We start from the raw sequence: 19007 nt of genomic DNA on the forward strand, positions 1-19007 counted from the left end.
TATTGGTTACATGACCCCACATCTGTGTGAAAAACGTTACTACGAGCAGCACCAGGTTGCATAATGAGCGTGTCTACTTTCTTGACAGAGGTACATCGTCGCCTCGAAACGACGCTGTAAGGCACCGAAGCGCCTTGCAGGATCCGCGCCGGCTGCCTTTAATCGGGTCTGTAAGCTGGAAAACCGTCTTACAGAGGCAGCTGGCTCGCTGAAACGAGTCTGTAAGGTGGAAAACCGTCTTACAGAGGCAGTTGTCTCGCTGAAACGAGTCTGTAAGGCGGAAAACCGTCTTACAGAGGCAATTGTCTCGCTGAAACGGGTCTGTAAGGCGGAAAACCGTCTTACAGAGGCAATTGTCTCGCTGAAACGAGTCTGTAAGGCGGAAAACCGTCTTACAGAGGCAATTGGCTCGTCGAAACGGATCTGTAAGACGGAAAACCGTCTTACAGAGGCAATTGTCTCGTTGAAACGAGTCTGTAAGGCGGAAAACCGTCTTACAGAGGCAGTTGACTCGCCGAAACGGGTCTGTAAGGCGGAAAACCGTCTTACAGAGGCAGTTGACTCGCGAAAATGGATCTGTAAGACGGAAAACCGTCTTACAGATCCATTTTTCAAGTTTGTCGTATGCACGCATTCATAGCTTTTGAGCGGAGTTTCGACGAAATAGTTCTTGGTGTGTGTATTGGTTAGTTAAAGTGCCGATGCCGAGTTACCAGAGCTCCATTTGTCCGCCATTTCCTTCTACAGGGTCTTTTGTCGGGAGTTCGATCGGATTGATGCAGTCGGGTTCGTCATAGCGGACATTGCCTACAGCGGCCGTAACCGGGTATGCTTCGAGCTCGTCCGATGCATAAGGGGAGAACAGCTGAATGAGCGCCTGCGGTTCCTGTACGCGCCGGTCCAGCCAGAGGGCCTCATCTTCCGGGTGAAGAATAACCGGCATCCGGTCATGTATCGGCTCCATCAACGAGTTAGCTCCCGTCGTCATAATGGTGCAGCTGCTTACAGTCGTGCCATCCGCAGCAATCCACGTTTCGTACAAGCCGGCCATGCTGAACAATGAACGATCTTTGCGAACAATGCGCATTGGCTGCTTTTTCTGATTGCCGGATTCGTTCTTCCACTCGTAAAACCCGTCGGCTGGAATGAGGCAGCGTTTGCGCTGAAGCGGCGTTTTGAAAGCCGGCTTGGTTGAGGCCGTCTCTGAACGGGCGTTAAGCATGCTGTACCCGACTTTGGGATTGTCCGCCCATGGAGGGATTAAACCCCATTTGAGCTCGCCAAGCCGGTTTTGCTTGCCGTCATTCACGACAGCGAGAATCATCTGTCCAGGAGCTACATTGTATTTGGGGCGATGATAAGGAACCGACACCGCGCCGATCATGTAGCGGATCATCAATTCCTCAAGCGATACGGTTATCGTATATCTGCCGCACATGGCCCCGCCCTCCTTCGTTCCACTTCTTCTTGTTATCTATTATAAACGATTCGCGGCCATTGACTCTTCTCCTTTAGCGGAACGCACAGCTGTATGACTAAAACGAACAGCGGCGAAATACGTTACAATAGAGCACCGCTTGGAAATCTGTTCCGGTTTGATCCTTGCGAGAACGGTAAATGATGAGAGTAGACGATTTCCGTTTTTGGGAGAGGATGACTGCAATGAGTGAACGCCCGTCATCGCGAAGCAGCAGGGAAGGCCCGCTAGGTTGGTTAAAACGGATAGCAGCATTGCCAGGAACGGCCATAGGCTATGCGATTGGAAAATGGAAGGGGCTGTCGAAGTCTCACCAGATGTCCGCCGATGCAGTACCGCTTCGGCTGGAGCAAGGCGCGGTGGAAGAGCTGATGGCCGCTTGGCGGAGGTTAGAGATGACGCCGGCCGCTCCGTTACAGGAATCGTTCGAGCCTGCATTGATTGAACGCATACGCGGTGAAACGTCGCACTGGAATCGCAACAACACAACGCGCACCGAGGCTTACCGGCTTGTCTACGTTCGTCAGCCGGAGCTCCATTGGGCGATGCTAGCTCACCTCGTTTCCCGCAACGGGGGCTGGAACATGACCGATTTGCAAGGCGAGTGGGTGCCAAGGCTTCTTTCTACCGAACAAAGGGAGGACGTGTTCCGTTTCTTGGAGCGGGCCAATGCGCTTATTTTTCAGGATGCGTATCCCCAGTTGCTGCTTTATGAGCAAAGTTTGCGTGAGGGTCGATCATTGTTTCACTTGCTTCCGGCATTCGGTGTGTCGCGTTTTATGAGGCCGGTATGGGAACGATTCTGGGTGCGTCGCGATTCGCCGTTACTGACGACGGCGCTAATTGTAAATGAGCAGCATTATATCGAGGAGCGTGTCGTCAAGCACCCTTACTTTCGCGAAAATGTCGTCGATACGCTGTTTTTTGGCATGCAATCGCTGCTGCAGCTTAATGCCGTTTGTTTTCCTTACGGGCCTCCTGGCGAAATGCGGCTGGCTGGGCTTGTTATTGAGCGCTTCGAACATTTAAAGGAACGGATCGAGTTCGGCAAAAGGTTGTATGCACTGTTGTTCGGCATTCCGGCAATTCTCGACGGTTCGCACGCTTTCGCAAGCCGGATCCGTCACAGCGGCTCACGTACCGATTATGCGCCTCAGTTGTTCGCGAAGCTTCGCCGCAACCCACCGGAAAAACGGTATACCGAGCGGCTTCAAGGAGGACGTCTGCTGGCGGGTGCGGCCCCTCTTTTTAGCCCGGAGCTGGAAGCAGCTTGGCTTGACCGGCCGGTTGAGCCCGCGGAGCAAGGTGACTGGTTTGTTTCCGCGGCAGATGTTGAAAAGTATTTTCGCAAGCTTCCGTTACCGCATACTTTCGAAATAACGAATGAGTATGGACTGCTGTTAAACAAAATTGAGCTTGCGGTGCTGGCAGCTGAGCAATGGAAGTCATAGGAGTGATGTGGAGGTGCTAGAGAATAGGGCGGCGCGTTACCCATAACGAAGAGCAAGAACGGCATAGCCCGCCGGGCTCCTTGCGCCGCTCCGGCTATCTTCTTCCTTCATACCGCGTTTGTGGTAAACTATAGGAAAAGCCACTTTTTATCGAAAGGAAGATTGCGTGTGATCATCGATCTTTCACGGCGGGTCGAAGAGGGGATGCCGGTTTATCCTGGCGATACGCAAACGGTCCTTGCGCAGACAAGCTCGGTGCCGCAGGACGGCTATACGAACCATTTGCTGACGATTAATATGCACGCCGGCACCCATATCGACGGTCCCATGCATTTGCTGGACTGCAACGTTTATTTAGATGAATTTCCTATCGAATCATTTATTGGGGACGGCTGCTTGTTGGATGCGACTGGACAACCGGACGTCGATTATGACGAACGGTACGAGACGCTCATTCCCGAAGGAAGCATCGTTGTCGTACATACCGGTCACGGCGAGTTTTACGGGCAGTCGGACTATTTCACGCAATATCCGTCGTTGACCGAGGCGTTCGCCGAACTGCTCATCCGAAAAAGGGTGAAAATGGTCGTTCTCGACACGCCGTCACCGGACTATTCACCGTTCGCGATTCACAAGCTTCTGTTCCGCAACCGCGTTCTGATCGCGGAGAATGCGGTCAACACCGAACGGCTGCTTGGCGCAGGCGCTTTCGAGGTCACGGCGCTGCCGCTTCATATCCGCGCAGATTCCTCTCCGGCTCGCATCGTCGCGCGTTTGAAATCATAGCTTTGTTGTATGTATGGCGCTTCCCTTATGGTGTCCGATGGCTCGGCAAGGGCAAGCGTCTTTTTCTGTCTTTGGCCGATTTTATTTGAACATTTTAGCAATATATTTTGAAATGCCGACGCTGATCTCCGCCCGGGCGACGTCGCGAATGATCGAGAAACGGTCCTCGTAACCCCGACAGACGAACCGATAATGAATCGCGCCCCCTTCGCTTTCCATCTCATCTTGATATACTTTGATCTTATGAGCCTTCAGTTCCTTCCGAACGGCGTCCAGATCGCGGTGAATGATGGTCATCAGGGCGTGGGAGGCTCTGATATAAAGCGGCTTCATCGAGTAAAAGCTCAGCTCGATATCCCGGCTGTTTTTCTCGACGACGCTTAGCATCATCGGCAGCAGAATGCAATCGCGCACCCATTCCAGCTCTTCCTTGGTTGGAACTTGGACGGGCGATTGCGGCGCACGCTGCTGCAAAAATTGCTCCCGGTGCTCGGGCAGCATCATGCGGCTCGATTCCCAGCGGCCGTTTCCTTCCAGTTTTTTGCTCATTTATAATGCCCCCCAATTTTGACGCTGCGTTCGCGGGCCTGAGCCGCATCGAGCAGAGAGGAAGCCCGCAGTATCGCGGTCGTTCCAAATTTGTTTCGAATGGCGTCCGTCATGCGCTCCAATCTTCGTTCCTTTTCCCGGTTGCCAAACAGCGTCAGCTGGTACTGATCGTCGGGAACGAGCCGCGACAGCGTCACGCCGAGCTTACGCACGGGAAGACGGTCCCAATGGGCGTAAAACAACGTTTTCGCCGCAGCGTATACTTCCTTCGCGATGTTCGTCGGATCGGGAACCGTCATTTGCCGGAAAAAGCCGGTCGGCTGGCTGAAATCGGCTCCTTGCGCTCCAGCCGCTACCACATGCCCCATATAGCCCTTAGCCCGGCTGCGACGGCATACCTCCTCGCTCAGCTCCAGCAGCACGACGTCAATCTCGCGCGGCTCGGAATAATCGCGCGGCAGCGTCATCTGATGGCCGACCGCCTGCTGGGCGTCGTGCGTGCTCGGCTTGACGGGACTCGGATCGATGCCGTTCGCCGTCTGCCAGAACAGCTCCGCTTGAATGTCGCTGTTTCGTCCCATGCGGGCGCGCATACGGCGCTTTAAATCAGCGAGCGGCATACGGCCGAGATCGCCGATCGTATCGATGCCCATTCGATGGAAATGAGCGGTCATGCGCGAGCCGACGCCGAACATCGCTTGAATCGGCTGCGGCCAAAGCACCCGTTCCACATCCAGCTTCCGTAAGGTGAAAATGCCGCTCTCGCTTTTTTTCGCCCAAATGTCTGTCGCCATCTTCGCTAAAATCTTGTTCGAGCCGATGCCTACCCGCGACCATACACCGGTGTACAGCAGAATTCTCGTCTGAATTTGGACCGCAATCTCCTCGGGCGCGCCAAAGTAAGGAATGGAGCCGGTGACGTCGAGAAATTGCTCGTCGATAGAAAAGGGCTCGACTAGATCGGTGTATTTGCCGAAAATGCCGCTGATGAGCAGAGATACGTCGATGTAGTTTTGCATGCGGGGACGGATGATGACGAGCTCCGGGCATTTGCCGAGCGCCTCGCCGAGCGATTCGGCGGTCTTGACGCCGCGGCTCTTCGCGATCGGGCAGGCGGCTAGAATGATGCCGGAACGGCGCGAAGGATCACCGGCGACGGCGACCGGAGCGTCCTTATGCTCGGGATGCGCCGCCTTCTCGACCGAGGCGTAAAACGATTGGCCGTCGATCAGCATAATGGTTCGTTCTTGCATAAGTTCACCTTCGATGCGAAAGTATGTTCGTATCCTTATTATATACCGAATGTATGTTCTGTATGCAAGGGATAAATGCAGGTAATTTCAGACAGGGGGCTAAACACGCGAAAAGAATATAATTAAACATGAGCGAGCATTTAAAGCAATAGATCCGTATATCTAGTAGCTGGCATTCGTACATCCTTCTAGTGTGCCTCTGGCAAGTTGCTTTAGAAGAAGGAGTAAACAGTATTGCTAATCCTTCCATTAAATGGACGTGGAGGGGTTTATCATTATTACATGGTTCTTCATCAAAATCAGTTCTTGACAAAGAAAAAGAGAGTAGCGGAAGAACCCTCTGACCTGCAGCGATTCCCCTCGCTTCAAGTCAAGCACTGATTTCGGTTTTGAGCCTATTACATTAAATAAACAAGGTTGTAAATACAATGAAAATCAAATTAAATTTAATGATTATGGTGATTATACTCTTGCTGCTGGCTGGTTGTTCACAGAATAACTCCACTTATCCTAGCTCCGTAATTGTCAATGACAAAGTATACGGAATTTCTGTGAGTGAAGTGTCAGCTGATAAAGTTGGGGAAAAACTCGGTAAAGTTCTTAAGAACCGTCAACCCATGCCAAAAGAAAATTGGGAATCAAACAATGATAAAAGCAGAACGGATATTGGAAGAGCCTTAATAAGATTTGGAGGGCGTAGCAAGCCACTTGGTGATAATAGGGGAAAATATTCATATAGGACATTCCGAATGGGAGCTAAATTCCATTCAGAATGTCCTTTTTATAAGTTTAACATTCATTTTACCGAATACGACCCGTTAGTTAACACTACTAGACAATTGTCCTTTTTTCGAATTGCGAGGATCTCTAAAATAAAAATCAAATAAGGCAAGCGAATGGAGGTGAGAAGAAATCGAGCAGAAGCGAATTAGAGAATTTACCGCTACGGTTTATGTCTTGAATGAAGAGCACAACGCATTATTGTTTATGCGGAGGCGAAAACCGCCGTTTGTGGGGTGCTTTTTTCCGCCAGGCGGGCACTTGGAGTCGAACGAAACACCGGATGAAGCGGCTGTCAGAGAGGTGCTAGAAGAGACAGGCTATTCGATTCGGCTGTTGTCGGCACAAGAAGACAGTCATCCAGAGCCTGGTGTAATCCCCTTGGCTTTCCCGATCAACATTCAGCTCGAACGTATCGATGATCAGCATGACCATATCGATTACATCTATGTTGGAGAAGTTCTTCGCAGAGAGCGAACGGAAGTCGGGGAGGAGTGGATGTGGTTTGATGACGCCCAATTAGATGAAAAGTCGGTGCCAGCAGCTATTCGGGAAGTCGCCAAGCGAGTCTTGCAAGACCACAAGCACTAGGGGAATACTAGCTGTAAAAAGGTAATTGGAGGCTGCAAATGGACAAGTCAGTCCTGCTCAACATGATGAACAACTACAGATGGCTGCATGAAATGCTGGAGCACATGCCGCCGGACCTGTTTGTCCATTGGGAGCTATGGCGCTATTATCCGGAAGAGCTGGTATGCGAGCAAGGAGAGCATCCTGATGTCTTCTATATCGTTATAGAGGGGCACTTGAAAGTAGAGCACATTCTGGATGACGGTACGGTCCTTATTATCGCCTATCTTTATCCGGGTCAGATGATCAGTGATATCGAAATTGCCTTAATGACGCCGTACGTCTGCCGCATTACAGCTGAGACCCAGGCTTCTACGCTTGTGTTGAAAAAGGAAATTTATCAAAAATGGCTGCTGGCGGATAACCACTTCTTGCTGTACTTGACGAAACAGTTGGCCGGGAAGCTGTATGAGACGGTGCGCAAATCGATTGACAATGTGTCGATGTCTCTCAGGCACAAGCTGCTCCGCTATTTGTACAGCCAGGTCGAGCCTATCAATTTTAATCAGCAAGCTTCATTTATCATTCCCATCTCGCGTGAAGATATTGCCTCCCAGTGGGGAGTGACGCTGCGCAGCGTGAACCGAGTGCTCAAGGAACTGAAGGACCGGGAGATCATTTACGTAGATAAAAACCGGATTATTTGCAATGAGTGGAGCCGCTTTTTATTAAAAAAAGAATTAACGGACATGGAAAAATAACATCTAGGGAGTGTTTATTGTGAACCAAATGAATTCCATGCAATCAGGATTACCCAATAGAGGAGTGACTGCCCGCCATATTGTGGCGATGGTGATCAGTGCGCTGATTTTTGGAGCGACCATCTATATTTCCCGATTTGTCCCGATCAAGCTAGGTACGGTTCAAGTGCTGTATCCTGCTGCGATCTTTGCTCCGCTGTTCGGCGTTTGGTTTGGCGTATGGGGCTCGGCGGGACTTGTGATCGGCAATGTTTTATCGATGGTCGTTGTTGGCATGAATCCAGCGATCTATCCTTTAGCTTTGCTCGCTCAATTCGTTATGGGATTCGTTCCGGGGATCGCTTTCCGCAAAGTTCGGTTTGAAGGCGCAAGGGATCGTATCGTTTTCATCGTAACGGTAACTCTCGGCATGGTGCTGTCCACTGTCCTTGTAGCACTCAATCTCGTCCTTATTCAAAAAATTCCCGGCAACGTCGTATGGGGCACCATTTGGCCTTGGATGCAGGTCAGCAATACGCTTGCTGCCGCGATCTTCAGCCCGCTTCTGTTCGCTTGGATGTCTGATTATATGAATAAATCCGGTTTGTTTTTCAAAAGGTTTCTAGGCTGACGGGGGTTGCGCTTATGCAATTGTATTATCCATCGAATTCGCTTCTGCACTACTTGCATGGCTTTACGAAGATCTTAGTCTTTGGTCTGCTCTTTACCTTAATTCCGTTGTTTATGGATCAGCTCGCAAGTCTGACAGCTCTCCTGCTGATCTGCCTGACATTATTCATCTATATTCGTCCATCGCGTTGGCACTGGCTTTTGCTGATTCCCGTACTGATCCTGTCGTTTACGATGAGTTTGTCTTACTTTCTATCCGACGCTGGCGGCACGATATACTTTCAGGCGGATTTGGGATATTGGAAAGTCATCATTTCATCCAGTAACATCGAGACTTCGCTAAAATTTATGTGCCGTATGCTGATCTGGTCTCTGCTCTTCTTCCTGATCCTGTTTACGACTTCCAATGAAGATATTGTGATGGGGTTGAAGAAATTCGGGCTGCCTGAATTCGTGACGCTGTCTGTGTCGCTTGCGCTGCGGTACTGGAGTCTGATGATTTTCGATGTTAAAACGGTCATGGATGCGCAATACGTACGAGGCGTCGACTTTCGCTCGGGTAATCTGTATACCCGCTCCGTCCGGTTCGCAAGTACGCTCGTTCCGGTCCTGTTCGTCTTCTTGAAGCGGTTCCGCACCACCAGTTTCGCCCTGACACTGAAAGGTGCAGGGCGAAAAAACAAGCGGACTTATTACTACAATCCCAGAATTACCGAACTCGATAAGCGGGTTATTCTGACCGGGGGACTGTTGTTTACAGCTTGGCTCGTATTAAGATGCTTTTTTACATTATAGCAACGGAGGAGAGTCAAGATGATCACTTTCGATAATTACAGCTGCACGTATTCGTCGGGAAAGCCGATGCTGCATCGATTGAATCTGAACATTACACCCGGCGAATTTGTGTTTGTTACAGGGCCGAGCGGCGGCGGGAAGTCGACACTTTGCTTTTCGATCAACGGATTGATACCGCATGAAACAGAAGGCTCCACGTATCAAGGCAGTGTGACGGTGGACGGGAACCGGGTACAGGATGTCTATCCGAATGATCTCGTCTCTGTGGTCGGGACGGTGCTGCAGGACCCGGAGTGGCAGCTTGTCAGGGGCACGGTGAAGGAAGAACTGACTTTCACGCTTGAAAATATAGGCCTCTCCACTGACGAGATTGATCGGCGCTTGGAAGAAGTAGTGGAAAGAGTAGAGATTCAATCGCTGCTGCTGCGCTCAACACTAGACCTGTCCGGCGGCCAGAAGCAGCGGGTGGCGATTGCTGCCTGTCTGATGACGAAACCGAAGGTCATTGTACTTGACGAGCCGACCGCGGAGCTTGATCCGCTTGGCAAAGAGATGGTGTTGGATACGATTCGCCAACTGCATCAAGAATGGGGATATACGATTGTTTTTGTCGATCATAATCTTGATGTGTCCATGCCCTATGTTGATCGGGTTATCGTAGTGGCGGAAGGAAAAATCGTAGCGGACGCGCCGCCAAGCCGTCTGTATGATGAGCCGCTTGTTCGTGAATGGCTGCCGATGCCGCAGGTGATTGAATTGGCCCGCAAGTTAGGCGTGAAAATAGATGACGAACAGCGCTACGAATGCGATCCGCTGACCGTAGAAGAGCTGAGGAAGGCATTGCACCATCGAGGCGTCATCCGCCCTGAGCCTCCTAAGCAGCGTACGAATCATAAGTCTGAAGCAGAGGCAGTACCCGCTGGTGAAACGCTGCTTGAGCTGAAGAACATCACGTTCCGCTATCGCAAACAGGAGGACGAGATGACCATCAAGCCGCTGAATCTTCGGATCGGCAGAGGCGAATTTGCAGCAGTCATCGGCCGCAACGGTGCGGGTAAGTCCACCCTCTGCAAGCTGATTACCGGCCTTTTGCAACCGCATGGCGGAGAACTGCTTATTCACGGCAAGCCTTCAAGCGAATACCGGGCCGACCAACGCGTGCGTCATATCGGCTTTGTTTTTCAAAATCCGGACTATCAGTTTGTCCGCCGTACTGTGTATGACGAAGTCGCATATGGATTAAATGTTCAGAAGCTGCCGGCCGACGAGATAGATGCGCGTGTCAAGAAAGTTACTAAGCTGCTGCAAATCGATAAGTATCTGCAGGAGCACCCCCATTTCTTAAGCCGTGGCGAACGGCGCAGGGTGGCGATTGCCTCCATACTGGTGATGCAGCCGGAAGTGATCATTCTGGACGAGCCGACGACCGGACTTGATTCTGTAAGGTGCAGAGAGATGATGGATTACATTACCGAGCTCTGGCGCCAAGGACATACGATCATTATGCTTACACATGACATGCGGGTGGTAGCAGATTATATTCCGCGCACGATTGTGCTGTCCCAGGGGCAGATTGTATGGGATGCGCCTACCCGTGAGGTCTTCTCGAAGGGAAAAGAGCTGGAGCGCTATCATATTACGCTTCCGCCGGCGGTTGAACTGTCACATGTCTGGGGCTGGGCACAGGTTGCACTGACCTCCGATGAATTGGTGGACGCCTTATCCGTACATGACCTGCGAGAGCCTGTTCTCGGCGGAGGAGGAAGCGTATGAGCCAGCAATTCCGCATTATGATGCTCGGCGTCGGCAACGGATTTGTAAAATCCACTTATCATAATAATGCGCTGCTGGAAATCAGCCGCCGCCGCTATCTGATTGATTGCGGTGCGCTGGCTTGGCAAAGCTTGTATGAACTCGGACTCGGATTTGAGGATATCGACGGCATTTTTATTACACATCTGCATTACGATCATTGCGGAGGGCTGGATGAAGCCGCTTTGTATGGAGCCTATGCTGCCAGGCGTAAGATGAAGCTCTGGCTTCCTGCTCCGTTGCAGCACGCTTTATGGGAGCAACATTTACGCGGAACCTTAGAGAATGTCGCTGACGGAAAAACATCGTTAGCAGACTACTTTGATATACAGACGGTCGAAGAAGGAGAACCTTTTTGGTTAACGGCCGGCATAAGTGCTGGTGATGCTGGAGCGGACCGCCCGCCCCTCTCCATGCGCTGGATGTCCACACACCACGTGCCATCCAAGTTCAGCTGTTCGCTCGTGATTGACAGTCGCCTATTTTATAGCGCGGATATGGTGGCGGATGAAGCTCTGGTGTCCAGGCTTCACCAAGAAGGAATTACGGATTTTTACCACGATTGCAGCTTTGATTCCAGTCCCGTCCATGCCAGCTTTGAGGCATTATGCCAATACCCTGCGGCCATTCGCCAACATACCTATTTAATGCATTATGGGGAAGCCCCGAGCGGGTTGGAGGAAGAAGCGCTGTGCGGAATGAAGCTGCTTAGGCAGCATGAGTGGCGCACATGGCCGTAAGGGAAGAGGAGACGGCAAGAGAATGAACTCTGTAGGGCACTTTTCCAAAAATTAAGCTACAATAAAATGGGTTCTACATCAAAATCAATTCTTGACGGAAAAGAAGGGGCAGAGGGATTCTGGAGAAACGGCAGTGGTGGCTTTTAAAGCATGATTCCTACCTCAAACCTCTATTAAATAAAGGAATTAGGCTTTAATGGCGATCGGAAGAACCCAAAGCATTAGGAGGAATAGGTGTGACGAAGCTGAATTTTCCGTATATTACAATGCCTTTGCCGGAATGGATCGGACCTGTTGTGGCTAAGGTGTTCGCCAAGATGTGCGATGATTCGACCGGCCATGATTTTTTGCACGCGGTACGAGTGATGGAACTGGCTGCAATGATTGCGGATGAACTCCACGCCGATGCAGATATCGCTGCAGCAGCCGGACTAATGCATGATTATTATCGAAAAGAAGAGAAGGAAACCGGCCGGTTGCATTTTGGCCCGGAGGCGATAGCCGATCTGCGACGGGAGTTCGGTCCGCTGATCATTCCAGAGATCGGGGAGAACGACTTCGATCGAATCCTTGATGCCATAGCGCTTCATGAAAGCTATAGTGCTAATGCCGCTCTCTCGCTGGATACGCAGATTTTGCAAGATGCAGACCGGCTGGAAGCACTGGGTGCGGTCGGGATCGCCCGCACCTTTATGTTCGGAGGCGCACATGGCCTGCCGATGATCGAGGAGAAGCGGAAGACGGCAGCAGCTGAATTCGATCCTAACGTTGCCCCTAATGGTTCGGTCCATATGCACTTCTATGAAAAGCTCTTAAAGCTGGCAGACGGAATGCATACAGCACCGGGGAAACGAATGGCTGCACAGCGACATCAGGTGATGGTCACCTTTTTAGAACAATTCGAGAACGAACTGGGGCTTATCTCCCCTACAGTAATCAACGGGACGTAAACTTAGATAAGAACGTGAGAGATTATCGAACGAACAGACTTAGAAAAGGCTATCGTCGACGATGTTGAGCCCCTTTATGAACAAAAAAAAGCGCCCCCTTCCCTCGTCCACATGACAAGGAAAAGGGGCGCTTTTTTCAAGCGACCGCCTATTTCAATTCAACCTGCACCCGGCCGATGCCGGATAAATATTGCTCGTAGTGCGTGATCTCCAGTTTGACCGGGTTCGTCGGAGGCTTCTTCGCACGGTTGACGTCATACAATTCGCCCATGACCGTCTCGTCCTCGTAACTTGAGGTCCGTGTACTATAGGAGTGATAAGTTTCACCTTCGGCATCGATTAATTTGCCAAGCATGGCTCTGTGCTGATTTTGCTTGTACGGACGAAATTTGTATTGGACTTCGTAGTTATCTTTGATTTCAAGCTCGATCTTAATAGCGTCAGGCTGGCTGATCACGGTTTTTTTATCGAAATCAACGACAATAAAGGCGTCGGCTTTATCGATCGCTTCAATCTCGCGGAATTCGATCGTAACGCTTTTCGGAATACGGAAATAGTTGCTCTCCAGCATCAAGCTGAATTGCTCGTCTTCATAAGTTCCAAATCCGATAATGCCGTTTTGAATTTTGCCCAGTTCGACTTGATGCTCATCAAAAATGCGAATATCCTCAAAGTTTAAAATTTTCTTCGTGTTCGCTGGATCAATCGACATCTTCAGCTCGCATCGAAGCGGGGAAATAACGAGCTCATGAATCGTAAACCGCTGGCCGTCGACGGTTATCTCTTTGTTTACAGGGTAGCGCTTGGAGGCTTTAATCTCATGGGTCAGCTTAAACGGAATTTCAAAAACGGTTTCCGGAAATCCATTAAGTGATAATTGAAGCTTAAATTCCTTCGATGAATAATCCATCCCTGGGCTTGCAGCCACATCCAGCGTATTCTCGGTCTCATAAGTTCCTTTCTCCAATGCTCCCCAACCGCTGCCGACCGCAGCCTGCATAGGTTCGTTTCCTTGCGTCAATTCGGTGCGCACGCCGGTGACTACTGATAAATCCTCATCAGAATCAATTTTGTACGAAATGATCATGCCGGACTCATCCGCCACAACGCCTGTAACCGTAAGTGTTTTGCCGTTAATCGTTTGACTCGCGTTAATGTACTCGTAGTACTCGTTATTGATAATATCTTCGATGCCTCTGTCGAAGGCGATCATTTCGACGAGAGGCTTCAGCCCGGGAATTTGCGCCACGGCAGAAGCGAAAGCGGGCGACACCTGAATCGAACCGATAAAGGCAATGAACGCGACAGCGGCAAGAATCGCCGATTGCAGCCAGCGTCTGCGTCGTATTTTTTTCCTTCGAAGGCGATTGTGAGCGATTAACTCGGCATCGGAGGGAAGCGGGGGAATGGGCACCGCGTCTAATAGTTCGATATATCTTTTTTGCTGTTCTTCACTCATCGCATTCATGAAATATCCCCCTCTCCCATTAAGCGGCGAAGTTTTTTTAACGTCTGATGCAATCTTGATTTGACGGTTCCCTCGGGAATGTTTTGCAAAGTCGCAATTTCACTATTCTTGAGATCTTTGAAATATTTCAAATGTATAAGTTCTTGCTGCTCCACCGGCAGTTGCGACAGGACATCATTCAGCTCGAACAGCTCCGAATCGGAATGCTGCTGTTCCGGCTCCTGCACGTTATTCGTGATGACGATCCGGCGCTGCTTTCGTTTCATCATTAAACAAGTGTTGATGACAATGCGAACAAGCCATGTTTTAAAATATTGCGGAGCTTGTACTTGATGAATATGCTTTAAGCATTGATAATTCATTTCTTGCAGGGCGTCTCTTGCGTCATGCTCATTTTGCATATAGCTGTAAGCAACGCGGTACATCGGTTCTTTATATAAAGCCAACAGCTGGACTTGCGCTTCTTTATTGCCGTTAATAGCTTGTTGAGCCAGCTCAATTGCATCCATTGCGGAGCCTCCTTTAGCGATTAGATGCAACAGCCGAACAAATCGTTCATTTCTTTCAGCGGGATAGTAAAAATTTATATAACGATATAAAAAAGCCGACCTCCATTAAGAGATCGGCTTTATACTATTTATTGGTTATTGATTGAAGGCAATAGTTTTGATATAATATCACTTGCACAACTTATATTTTATTCAATCTTTTTCATAATATCACAAATCTAAATAAAAGTCAATATAGAATTAGGGGAGGGTAAAAGATGGTCTCAAACGATACGTATACAAACGGAGAACATGAACAGACGAAAAATATCCTTTCCGAGCCTCATACCGATTCCGGCAAAACGGACGGATTGTCCGATAATTTGTCGGTTCACACGGATTATATTTTGCCTCCGGGAGTCCGCACGGATGATTCGGTACGCATGTATTTGAAAGAGATCGGCCGGGTGCCGCTGCTCTCTGGGGAAGAGGAAGTGGAGCTGGCGAAACGAATCGAACAAGGGGATGAATGGGCGAAGCGAAAGCTGGCAGAATCGAATTTGCGGCTTGTTGTCAGTATAGCTCGAAAGTACGCCGGACGCGGTATGCATCTGCTTGATTTAATTCAAGAGGGCAATATGGGGCTCATGAAAGCCGTTAACAAATTTGATCACTCGAAAGGCTTCAAGTTCAGCACATATGCCACATGGTGGGTGCGTCAAGCCATTACTCGCGCCATTGCGGACCAGTCCAGAACGATTCGTCTTCCCGTTCACATGGTAGAGACCATTAATAAATTTGTTCGCGTCTCGAGACAGCTTCTGCAAAGCAGCGGCCGTGAGCCTACAGAGGAAGAAATAGCGAAAGAAATGGATATTACCGTAGATAAAGTGAAGGACCTGATGAAGATCATCCAGGAGCCGATTTCGTTAGAAACGCCGATTGGCGATGAAGAGGATTCGAATCTAGGCAACTTCATTGAAGATAAGGAGTCCCAGTCGACAGCCGACGCTGCTACCTCTACTCTTTTGAAAGAGCTGCTGAACGACGTGTTGGACACCTTAACGGAGAGGGAGGAGCAGGTGCTGCGGCTTCGTTTCGGTCTGGATGACGGACGCAATCGCACGCTTGAAGAAGTGGGCCATAGCTTTGGAGTAACGCGCGAGCGTATTCGTCAAATTGAGGCGAAGGCGCTTAGAAAGTTAAGACATCCGGGCCGGAGCAAACGATTGAAGGATTTTTTGGAGTAATCCGTCAGATTTCAAGCCATTGCGGCAATGCTCTGGATGAGTATAGCCGATTCGATTCGATCAAGTACTATATTCTCCCCTGTAAGCAAGAAGGTTAGATAAATAACCTTCTTGCCTGCAGGGGAGTTTTTTTTGGCCCAAACATAGGGTTCCAGCGAAGCAAACAAATATTGCATTTCTTCTGAAAATAGCCTTTATGCGCACCGTTTTTCACGGGACAAGCGACTGTTCTATTTTCAATTTCAGGAATAATTAGTGGGATTCAAACAACTTTCTAGTGTTTTCGAGCGTCTAATGTTTGGAAGATAGTGGTTGATTTCCAGCACTGAATTCGGTTCTAAGCGAGAAGTAGGAGTGGCCTATGGAAATTACATTGATCAGACACGGTAAATCGTTATGGATTGAAGATAAGCCTGTAACTTGTGGAGCGTTTAAGCATTGGGTTGAAAAATACGATAACAACGGCGTATTCGAAGAAAAGTCGTATCCTGCGGAAACGGTTGAAAAAGCAAGCGCAGCAACCGTTGTTGTGACAAGCGATTTAAAGAGGGCGATCGAATCTGCAAAGCTTTTAAATTCCAGCCTGCCTGCTGTTTCAGACCCATTATTTCGTGAAACAGAATTACCGGCGCCTTCAGTGAAATTAGGGGGATTGAGGTTAAATCCCAGTCTTTGGGCGGTCATGTTGAGATGCCTATGGTTTAGCGGTTATGCACGTGAGTGCGAGTCTTTGAAGGACGCTCAAATAAGGGCTGAAAAGGCTGCTGCGTTTTTAGATCAATGCGCAAAAGAAAATCAAAACGTCGTTTTGGTTGGGCATGGTTTCTTTAATAGGTTCATTGGTAAAGAGCTCAAAAAAAGAGGCTGGGATGGAGTGAAAAAACCAAGCTCGAAGCATTGGCATTGTACAACCTATACATTTAATCGGTAATGCCATAGTTAGTATGTTCAATGTTCAACACGCAGGCAAGCTATATGCGCCGTCAACCCTGCCATGAGTGCCGGTACCGACTACCGGATTTCATTTTAAAGAGGAGGAAGGATTCGTTATGTACACGACAATCTACATGGTGCGGCATGCAGAGTCGCCATATACGGAAGGGAATGAACGGACGCGTGGTTTGACAGCCGACGGTTGGCAAAAGGCGCAAGCCGTTACCGAGGCATTGCGGAATGAAGGCATTCAGGCGTTTGTGTCCAGTCCGTATGCGCGAGCCGTCTTAACGATCGAAGGGCTCGCCAAGCAGCTTCAGCTGCCAATCGAAACGATAGAAGATTTGCGGGAGAGGCAATTTGCCGGAGAGGATTACATCATTTCAGACGAACAATTCATACCTGCTATCGAAAAAATGTTTAGTGATCCCGATTATGCGCTGCCTGGCGGCGAAACGAGCAGCGATTGCCAGAACCGTGCAATTGCCGCTTTGAAAACGATTTTGACCGCTTATAAAGGAATGAAAGTTGCGATCGGCACGCACGGGAACGTCATGACGCTAATGATGCAATACTTCGATCCAGCGTATAATCTTGCCTTTTTTAATCAAACAAGGAAGCCCGACATTTATAAATTGCAATTTGAACAATTGGAATTGAAGCAGGTAACTCGCATTGAAATATAAGTCGTAGAACTTTTGTTCAATCAGCGGTGTCCGGCATCGTTTAACCTCGAATAGAGTCAAAAAGGTTTCATCGCATAGCCGCCGCGGTCGCAGCACAGGATGGGCATGTGGGCGTTGCCGAAAAAAAACAGCGCCCGCCTTCCGGCGAACGCTGTTTCGTTTTGTTGTGATTCCTTAAGCCGGGTTCAATTCCAGCTCGTCGTTTTTGTCGCTATCGAAGATGCTGCGGTCAAGCTCGCCCTCGGAGTTGGCAACGAGCGCTGCTGTAACCGTTGTACCGGTTGCGTTGACTGCCGTACGGCCCATGTCGATCAGCGATTCAACCGCAACGACCATAGCCAAGCCTTCAAGCGGCAGGCCAAGCGCTGTCAGAACGACAGTAGTGGAGATCGAAGCGGGACCCGGAACGCCGGCTACACCGATAGAGGAAATGACGCTCACGGCGACGATCAATACGTAGTCTGTTACGCTAAGCGGAACATTGTACACATGGGAGACGAAGACGGCAACGATTGCCGGCCAAATGCCGCCGCATCCGTTGAAGTTCATCGTTGCGCCAAGCGGAGCGACGAAGCTCGCAATACGCGGCGATACGCCGATACGTTTCGTAATGACTTCCAGGTTAACCGGCAGCGTCGCGTAGCTGCTGCGGGTTGTAAAAGCAACGGCGATCGTCGGATACGCCTTTTTAAAGAAGCGGAACGGATTCAGCTTGCCGACGAAGGCTACGAGGCCGCCGAATACGAGCACGAAATGCAGAGCCAAAGCGATGTAGCTAACCAGAATAAGCGTCGCCAGCGGCTTGAGCGTTTCCAGGCCGTATTTTGCGCCCATTACCGCGATCAAGGCGTAAACGCCGTACGGAGTGAAGCGCAGTACAAATTTAACGACTTGGTGCAGCACTTCCGTTAAGGAAGCGAACAGCGCCTTGACCGGTTGAACCGCATCCGGCTTTTTAGCTCCTACCTTCACGATCGCAATCGCGATGAAGATGGCGAAGATCAGCACAGGGAGAACTTTGCCTGTCGCTGCTTCATTGATTGGGTTCGAAGGAACGAGATCCAAAATAACTTGGAAGAAGCTAGGCACTTCACGTGCCTGGAAGCCTTCAGGCGTTGATGCTTCGAAGGAGCCGGCAGGGTTGATCGCCAGTGCGACCAGAAGACCGATAATAGCGGCTACGCCGGTCGTGCCAAGGAACCAGGCGACCGTTTTAATACCGATTTTTTTCAGGAATGCGATATTTGTTATCGAAATAATACTGTTGATGACGAGAACGAACACGAGCGGAATAACGATCATTTTGATCAAGCTGACGTAAATGGAGCCGATCGTACCGACGCCTTCGAATTTTAATTCGAATTGATTGAAAATAACGCCTGCGACAAGGCCTAGGCCGAGTGCGATAAGAACGCGGGTGCCGAAGCCTACCCGTTTTTTAGCCAAGAAATAAAGAAAAGCAAGAATAATTGCGGATACGCCCAATGTAATCCAGTTATCTTGAAGGGCGGTAACCAAGTTGTTTTCCATGATGATGAACATCCTTTCTTGATAATCAATAATGTCTACCTGATTACTATGAATTAGAATGAAAACAATATATCACCCGCAATGTCAGGCTGTCAATTCTATTTTTTGAAAAACAGAAT

At 49.7% G+C, this 19007-nt stretch carries 20 protein-coding genes; 14 read left to right on the plus strand and 6 right to left on the minus strand.

The window, feature by feature from the left end:
• Positions 1-226: 226 nt before the first annotated feature.
• A complete protein-coding gene (locus ACFVTB_RS26195; RefSeq protein WP_387756087.1) occupies positions 227-640 on the plus strand; it encodes a hypothetical protein in 414 nt (137 codons plus the stop codon).
• A 69-nt stretch (positions 641-709) separates the two neighbouring features.
• Here the strand turns inward: ACFVTB_RS26195 and ACFVTB_RS26200 are convergent, their stop codons facing one another.
• Positions 710-1438: an SOS response-associated peptidase gene (locus ACFVTB_RS26200; protein WP_387756089.1), complete on the minus strand. Its 729-nt coding sequence runs from the start codon at positions 1436-1438 to the stop codon at positions 710-712.
• Between the two features lie 224 nt (positions 1439-1662).
• Here ACFVTB_RS26200 and ACFVTB_RS26205 point away from each other — a divergent pair, with 224 nt between their 5' ends.
• Both ACFVTB_RS26205 and ACFVTB_RS26210 read left to right on the plus strand, forming a co-directional pair.
• Positions 1663-2928: a DUF2515 domain-containing protein gene (locus ACFVTB_RS26205; RefSeq protein WP_387756091.1), complete on the plus strand. Its 1266-nt coding sequence runs from the start codon at positions 1663-1665 to the stop codon at positions 2926-2928.
• A 168-nt stretch (positions 2929-3096) separates the two neighbouring features.
• Complete coding sequence (locus ACFVTB_RS26210; protein ID WP_387756093.1) at positions 3097-3714, plus strand: cyclase family protein; 618 nt, start codon at positions 3097-3099, stop codon at positions 3712-3714.
• 81 nt (positions 3715-3795) lie between these two features.
• Here the strand turns inward: ACFVTB_RS26210 and ACFVTB_RS26215 are convergent, their stop codons facing one another.
• Together ACFVTB_RS26215 and ACFVTB_RS26220 are read right to left on the minus strand one after the other, a co-directional pair.
• Positions 3796-4263, minus strand: coding sequence for a YhjD family protein (locus tag ACFVTB_RS26215; protein WP_387756095.1), 468 nt, complete (start codon positions 4261-4263; stop codon positions 3796-3798).
• Complete coding sequence (locus ACFVTB_RS26220; protein WP_387756097.1) at positions 4260-5516, minus strand: DNA polymerase IV; 1257 nt, start codon at positions 5514-5516, stop codon at positions 4260-4262. Before ACFVTB_RS26220 ends, ACFVTB_RS26215 begins: the two co-directional genes overlap by 4 nt.
• 428 nt (positions 5517-5944) lie before the next feature.
• Between ACFVTB_RS26220 and ACFVTB_RS26225 the strand changes: the two genes are divergently transcribed.
• The 8 genes from ACFVTB_RS26225 (at position 5945) to ACFVTB_RS26260 (ending at position 12533) form a co-directional block, all read left to right on the plus strand.
• The gene (locus ACFVTB_RS26225) at positions 5945-6403 is read left to right on the plus strand and encodes a putative periplasmic lipoprotein (RefSeq protein ID WP_387756099.1); all 459 of its coding nucleotides are present in this window, start codon (positions 5945-5947) and stop codon (positions 6401-6403) included.
• 40 nt (positions 6404-6443) lie between these two features.
• Positions 6444-6887, plus strand: a complete 444-nt coding sequence (locus ACFVTB_RS26230) for an NUDIX domain-containing protein (RefSeq protein WP_387756217.1) — start codon at positions 6444-6446, stop codon at positions 6885-6887.
• A gap of 38 nt (positions 6888-6925) precedes the next feature.
• Positions 6926-7627, plus strand: coding sequence for a Crp/Fnr family transcriptional regulator (locus ACFVTB_RS26235; protein WP_387756101.1), 702 nt, complete (start codon positions 6926-6928; stop codon positions 7625-7627).
• A gap of 19 nt (positions 7628-7646) precedes the next feature.
• Positions 7647-8237 (plus strand): hypothetical protein, encoded by a 591-nt coding sequence (locus tag ACFVTB_RS26240; RefSeq protein WP_387756103.1) that lies wholly within the window; start codon positions 7647-7649, stop codon positions 8235-8237.
• Between the two features lie 14 nt (positions 8238-8251).
• On the plus strand, positions 8252-9031 hold the full coding sequence (locus ACFVTB_RS26245) for an energy-coupling factor transporter transmembrane component T family protein (protein WP_387756105.1): 780 nt from the start codon (positions 8252-8254) through the stop codon (positions 9029-9031).
• 18 nt (positions 9032-9049) lie between these two features.
• Positions 9050-10804, plus strand: a complete 1755-nt coding sequence (locus tag ACFVTB_RS26250) for an ABC transporter ATP-binding protein (RefSeq protein ID WP_387756107.1) — start codon at positions 9050-9052, stop codon at positions 10802-10804.
• Positions 10801-11583: an MBL fold metallo-hydrolase gene (locus tag ACFVTB_RS26255; protein WP_387756109.1), complete on the plus strand. Its 783-nt coding sequence runs from the start codon at positions 10801-10803 to the stop codon at positions 11581-11583. Before ACFVTB_RS26250 ends, ACFVTB_RS26255 begins: the two co-directional genes overlap by 4 nt.
• Positions 11584-11819: 236 nt before the next feature.
• Complete coding sequence (locus ACFVTB_RS26260; protein WP_387756111.1) at positions 11820-12533, plus strand: HD domain-containing protein; 714 nt, start codon at positions 11820-11822, stop codon at positions 12531-12533.
• Between the two features lie 148 nt (positions 12534-12681).
• Here ACFVTB_RS26260 and ACFVTB_RS26265 read toward each other — a convergent pair whose 3' ends face one another.
• Complete coding sequence (locus ACFVTB_RS26265; RefSeq protein WP_387756113.1) at positions 12682-14001, minus strand: DUF4179 domain-containing protein; 1320 nt, start codon at positions 13999-14001, stop codon at positions 12682-12684.
• Positions 13998-14510 (minus strand): sigma-70 family RNA polymerase sigma factor, encoded by a 513-nt coding sequence (locus ACFVTB_RS26270; RefSeq protein ID WP_387756115.1) that lies wholly within the window; start codon positions 14508-14510, stop codon positions 13998-14000. Before ACFVTB_RS26270 ends, ACFVTB_RS26265 begins: the two co-directional genes overlap by 4 nt.
• A 257-nt stretch (positions 14511-14767) precedes the next feature.
• On the opposite strand from ACFVTB_RS26270, the gene rpoD reads away from it, so the two are divergent.
• The 3 genes from rpoD (at position 14768) to ACFVTB_RS26285 (ending at position 17358) form a co-directional block, all read left to right on the plus strand.
• Positions 14768-15739 carry an RNA polymerase sigma factor RpoD gene (gene rpoD, locus ACFVTB_RS26275; RefSeq protein WP_387756117.1) on the plus strand — a complete coding sequence of 324 codons (972 nt, stop codon included), beginning with the start codon at positions 14768-14770 and terminating at the stop codon, positions 15737-15739.
• A gap of 361 nt (positions 15740-16100) precedes the next feature.
• A complete protein-coding gene (locus tag ACFVTB_RS26280) occupies positions 16101-16670 on the plus strand; it encodes a histidine phosphatase family protein (RefSeq protein WP_387756119.1) in 570 nt (189 codons plus the stop codon).
• A gap of 118 nt (positions 16671-16788) precedes the next feature.
• On the plus strand, positions 16789-17358 hold the full coding sequence (locus ACFVTB_RS26285; RefSeq protein ID WP_387756121.1) for a histidine phosphatase family protein: 570 nt from the start codon (positions 16789-16791) through the stop codon (positions 17356-17358).
• 174 nt (positions 17359-17532) lie between these two features.
• On the opposite strand, the gene ACFVTB_RS26290 is transcribed toward ACFVTB_RS26285, so the two are convergent.
• Entirely contained in the window at positions 17533-18888 is a 1356-nt protein-coding gene (locus tag ACFVTB_RS26290) for a dicarboxylate/amino acid:cation symporter (RefSeq protein ID WP_387756123.1), read from the minus strand.
• Positions 18889-19007 lie beyond the last annotated feature (119 nt).

Origin of the sequence: Paenibacillus sp. NPDC058071, from assembly GCF_042885235.1 — a bacterium.
In the GTDB taxonomy this organism is placed as follows: domain Bacteria; phylum Bacillota; class Bacilli; order Paenibacillales; family Paenibacillaceae; genus Pristimantibacillus.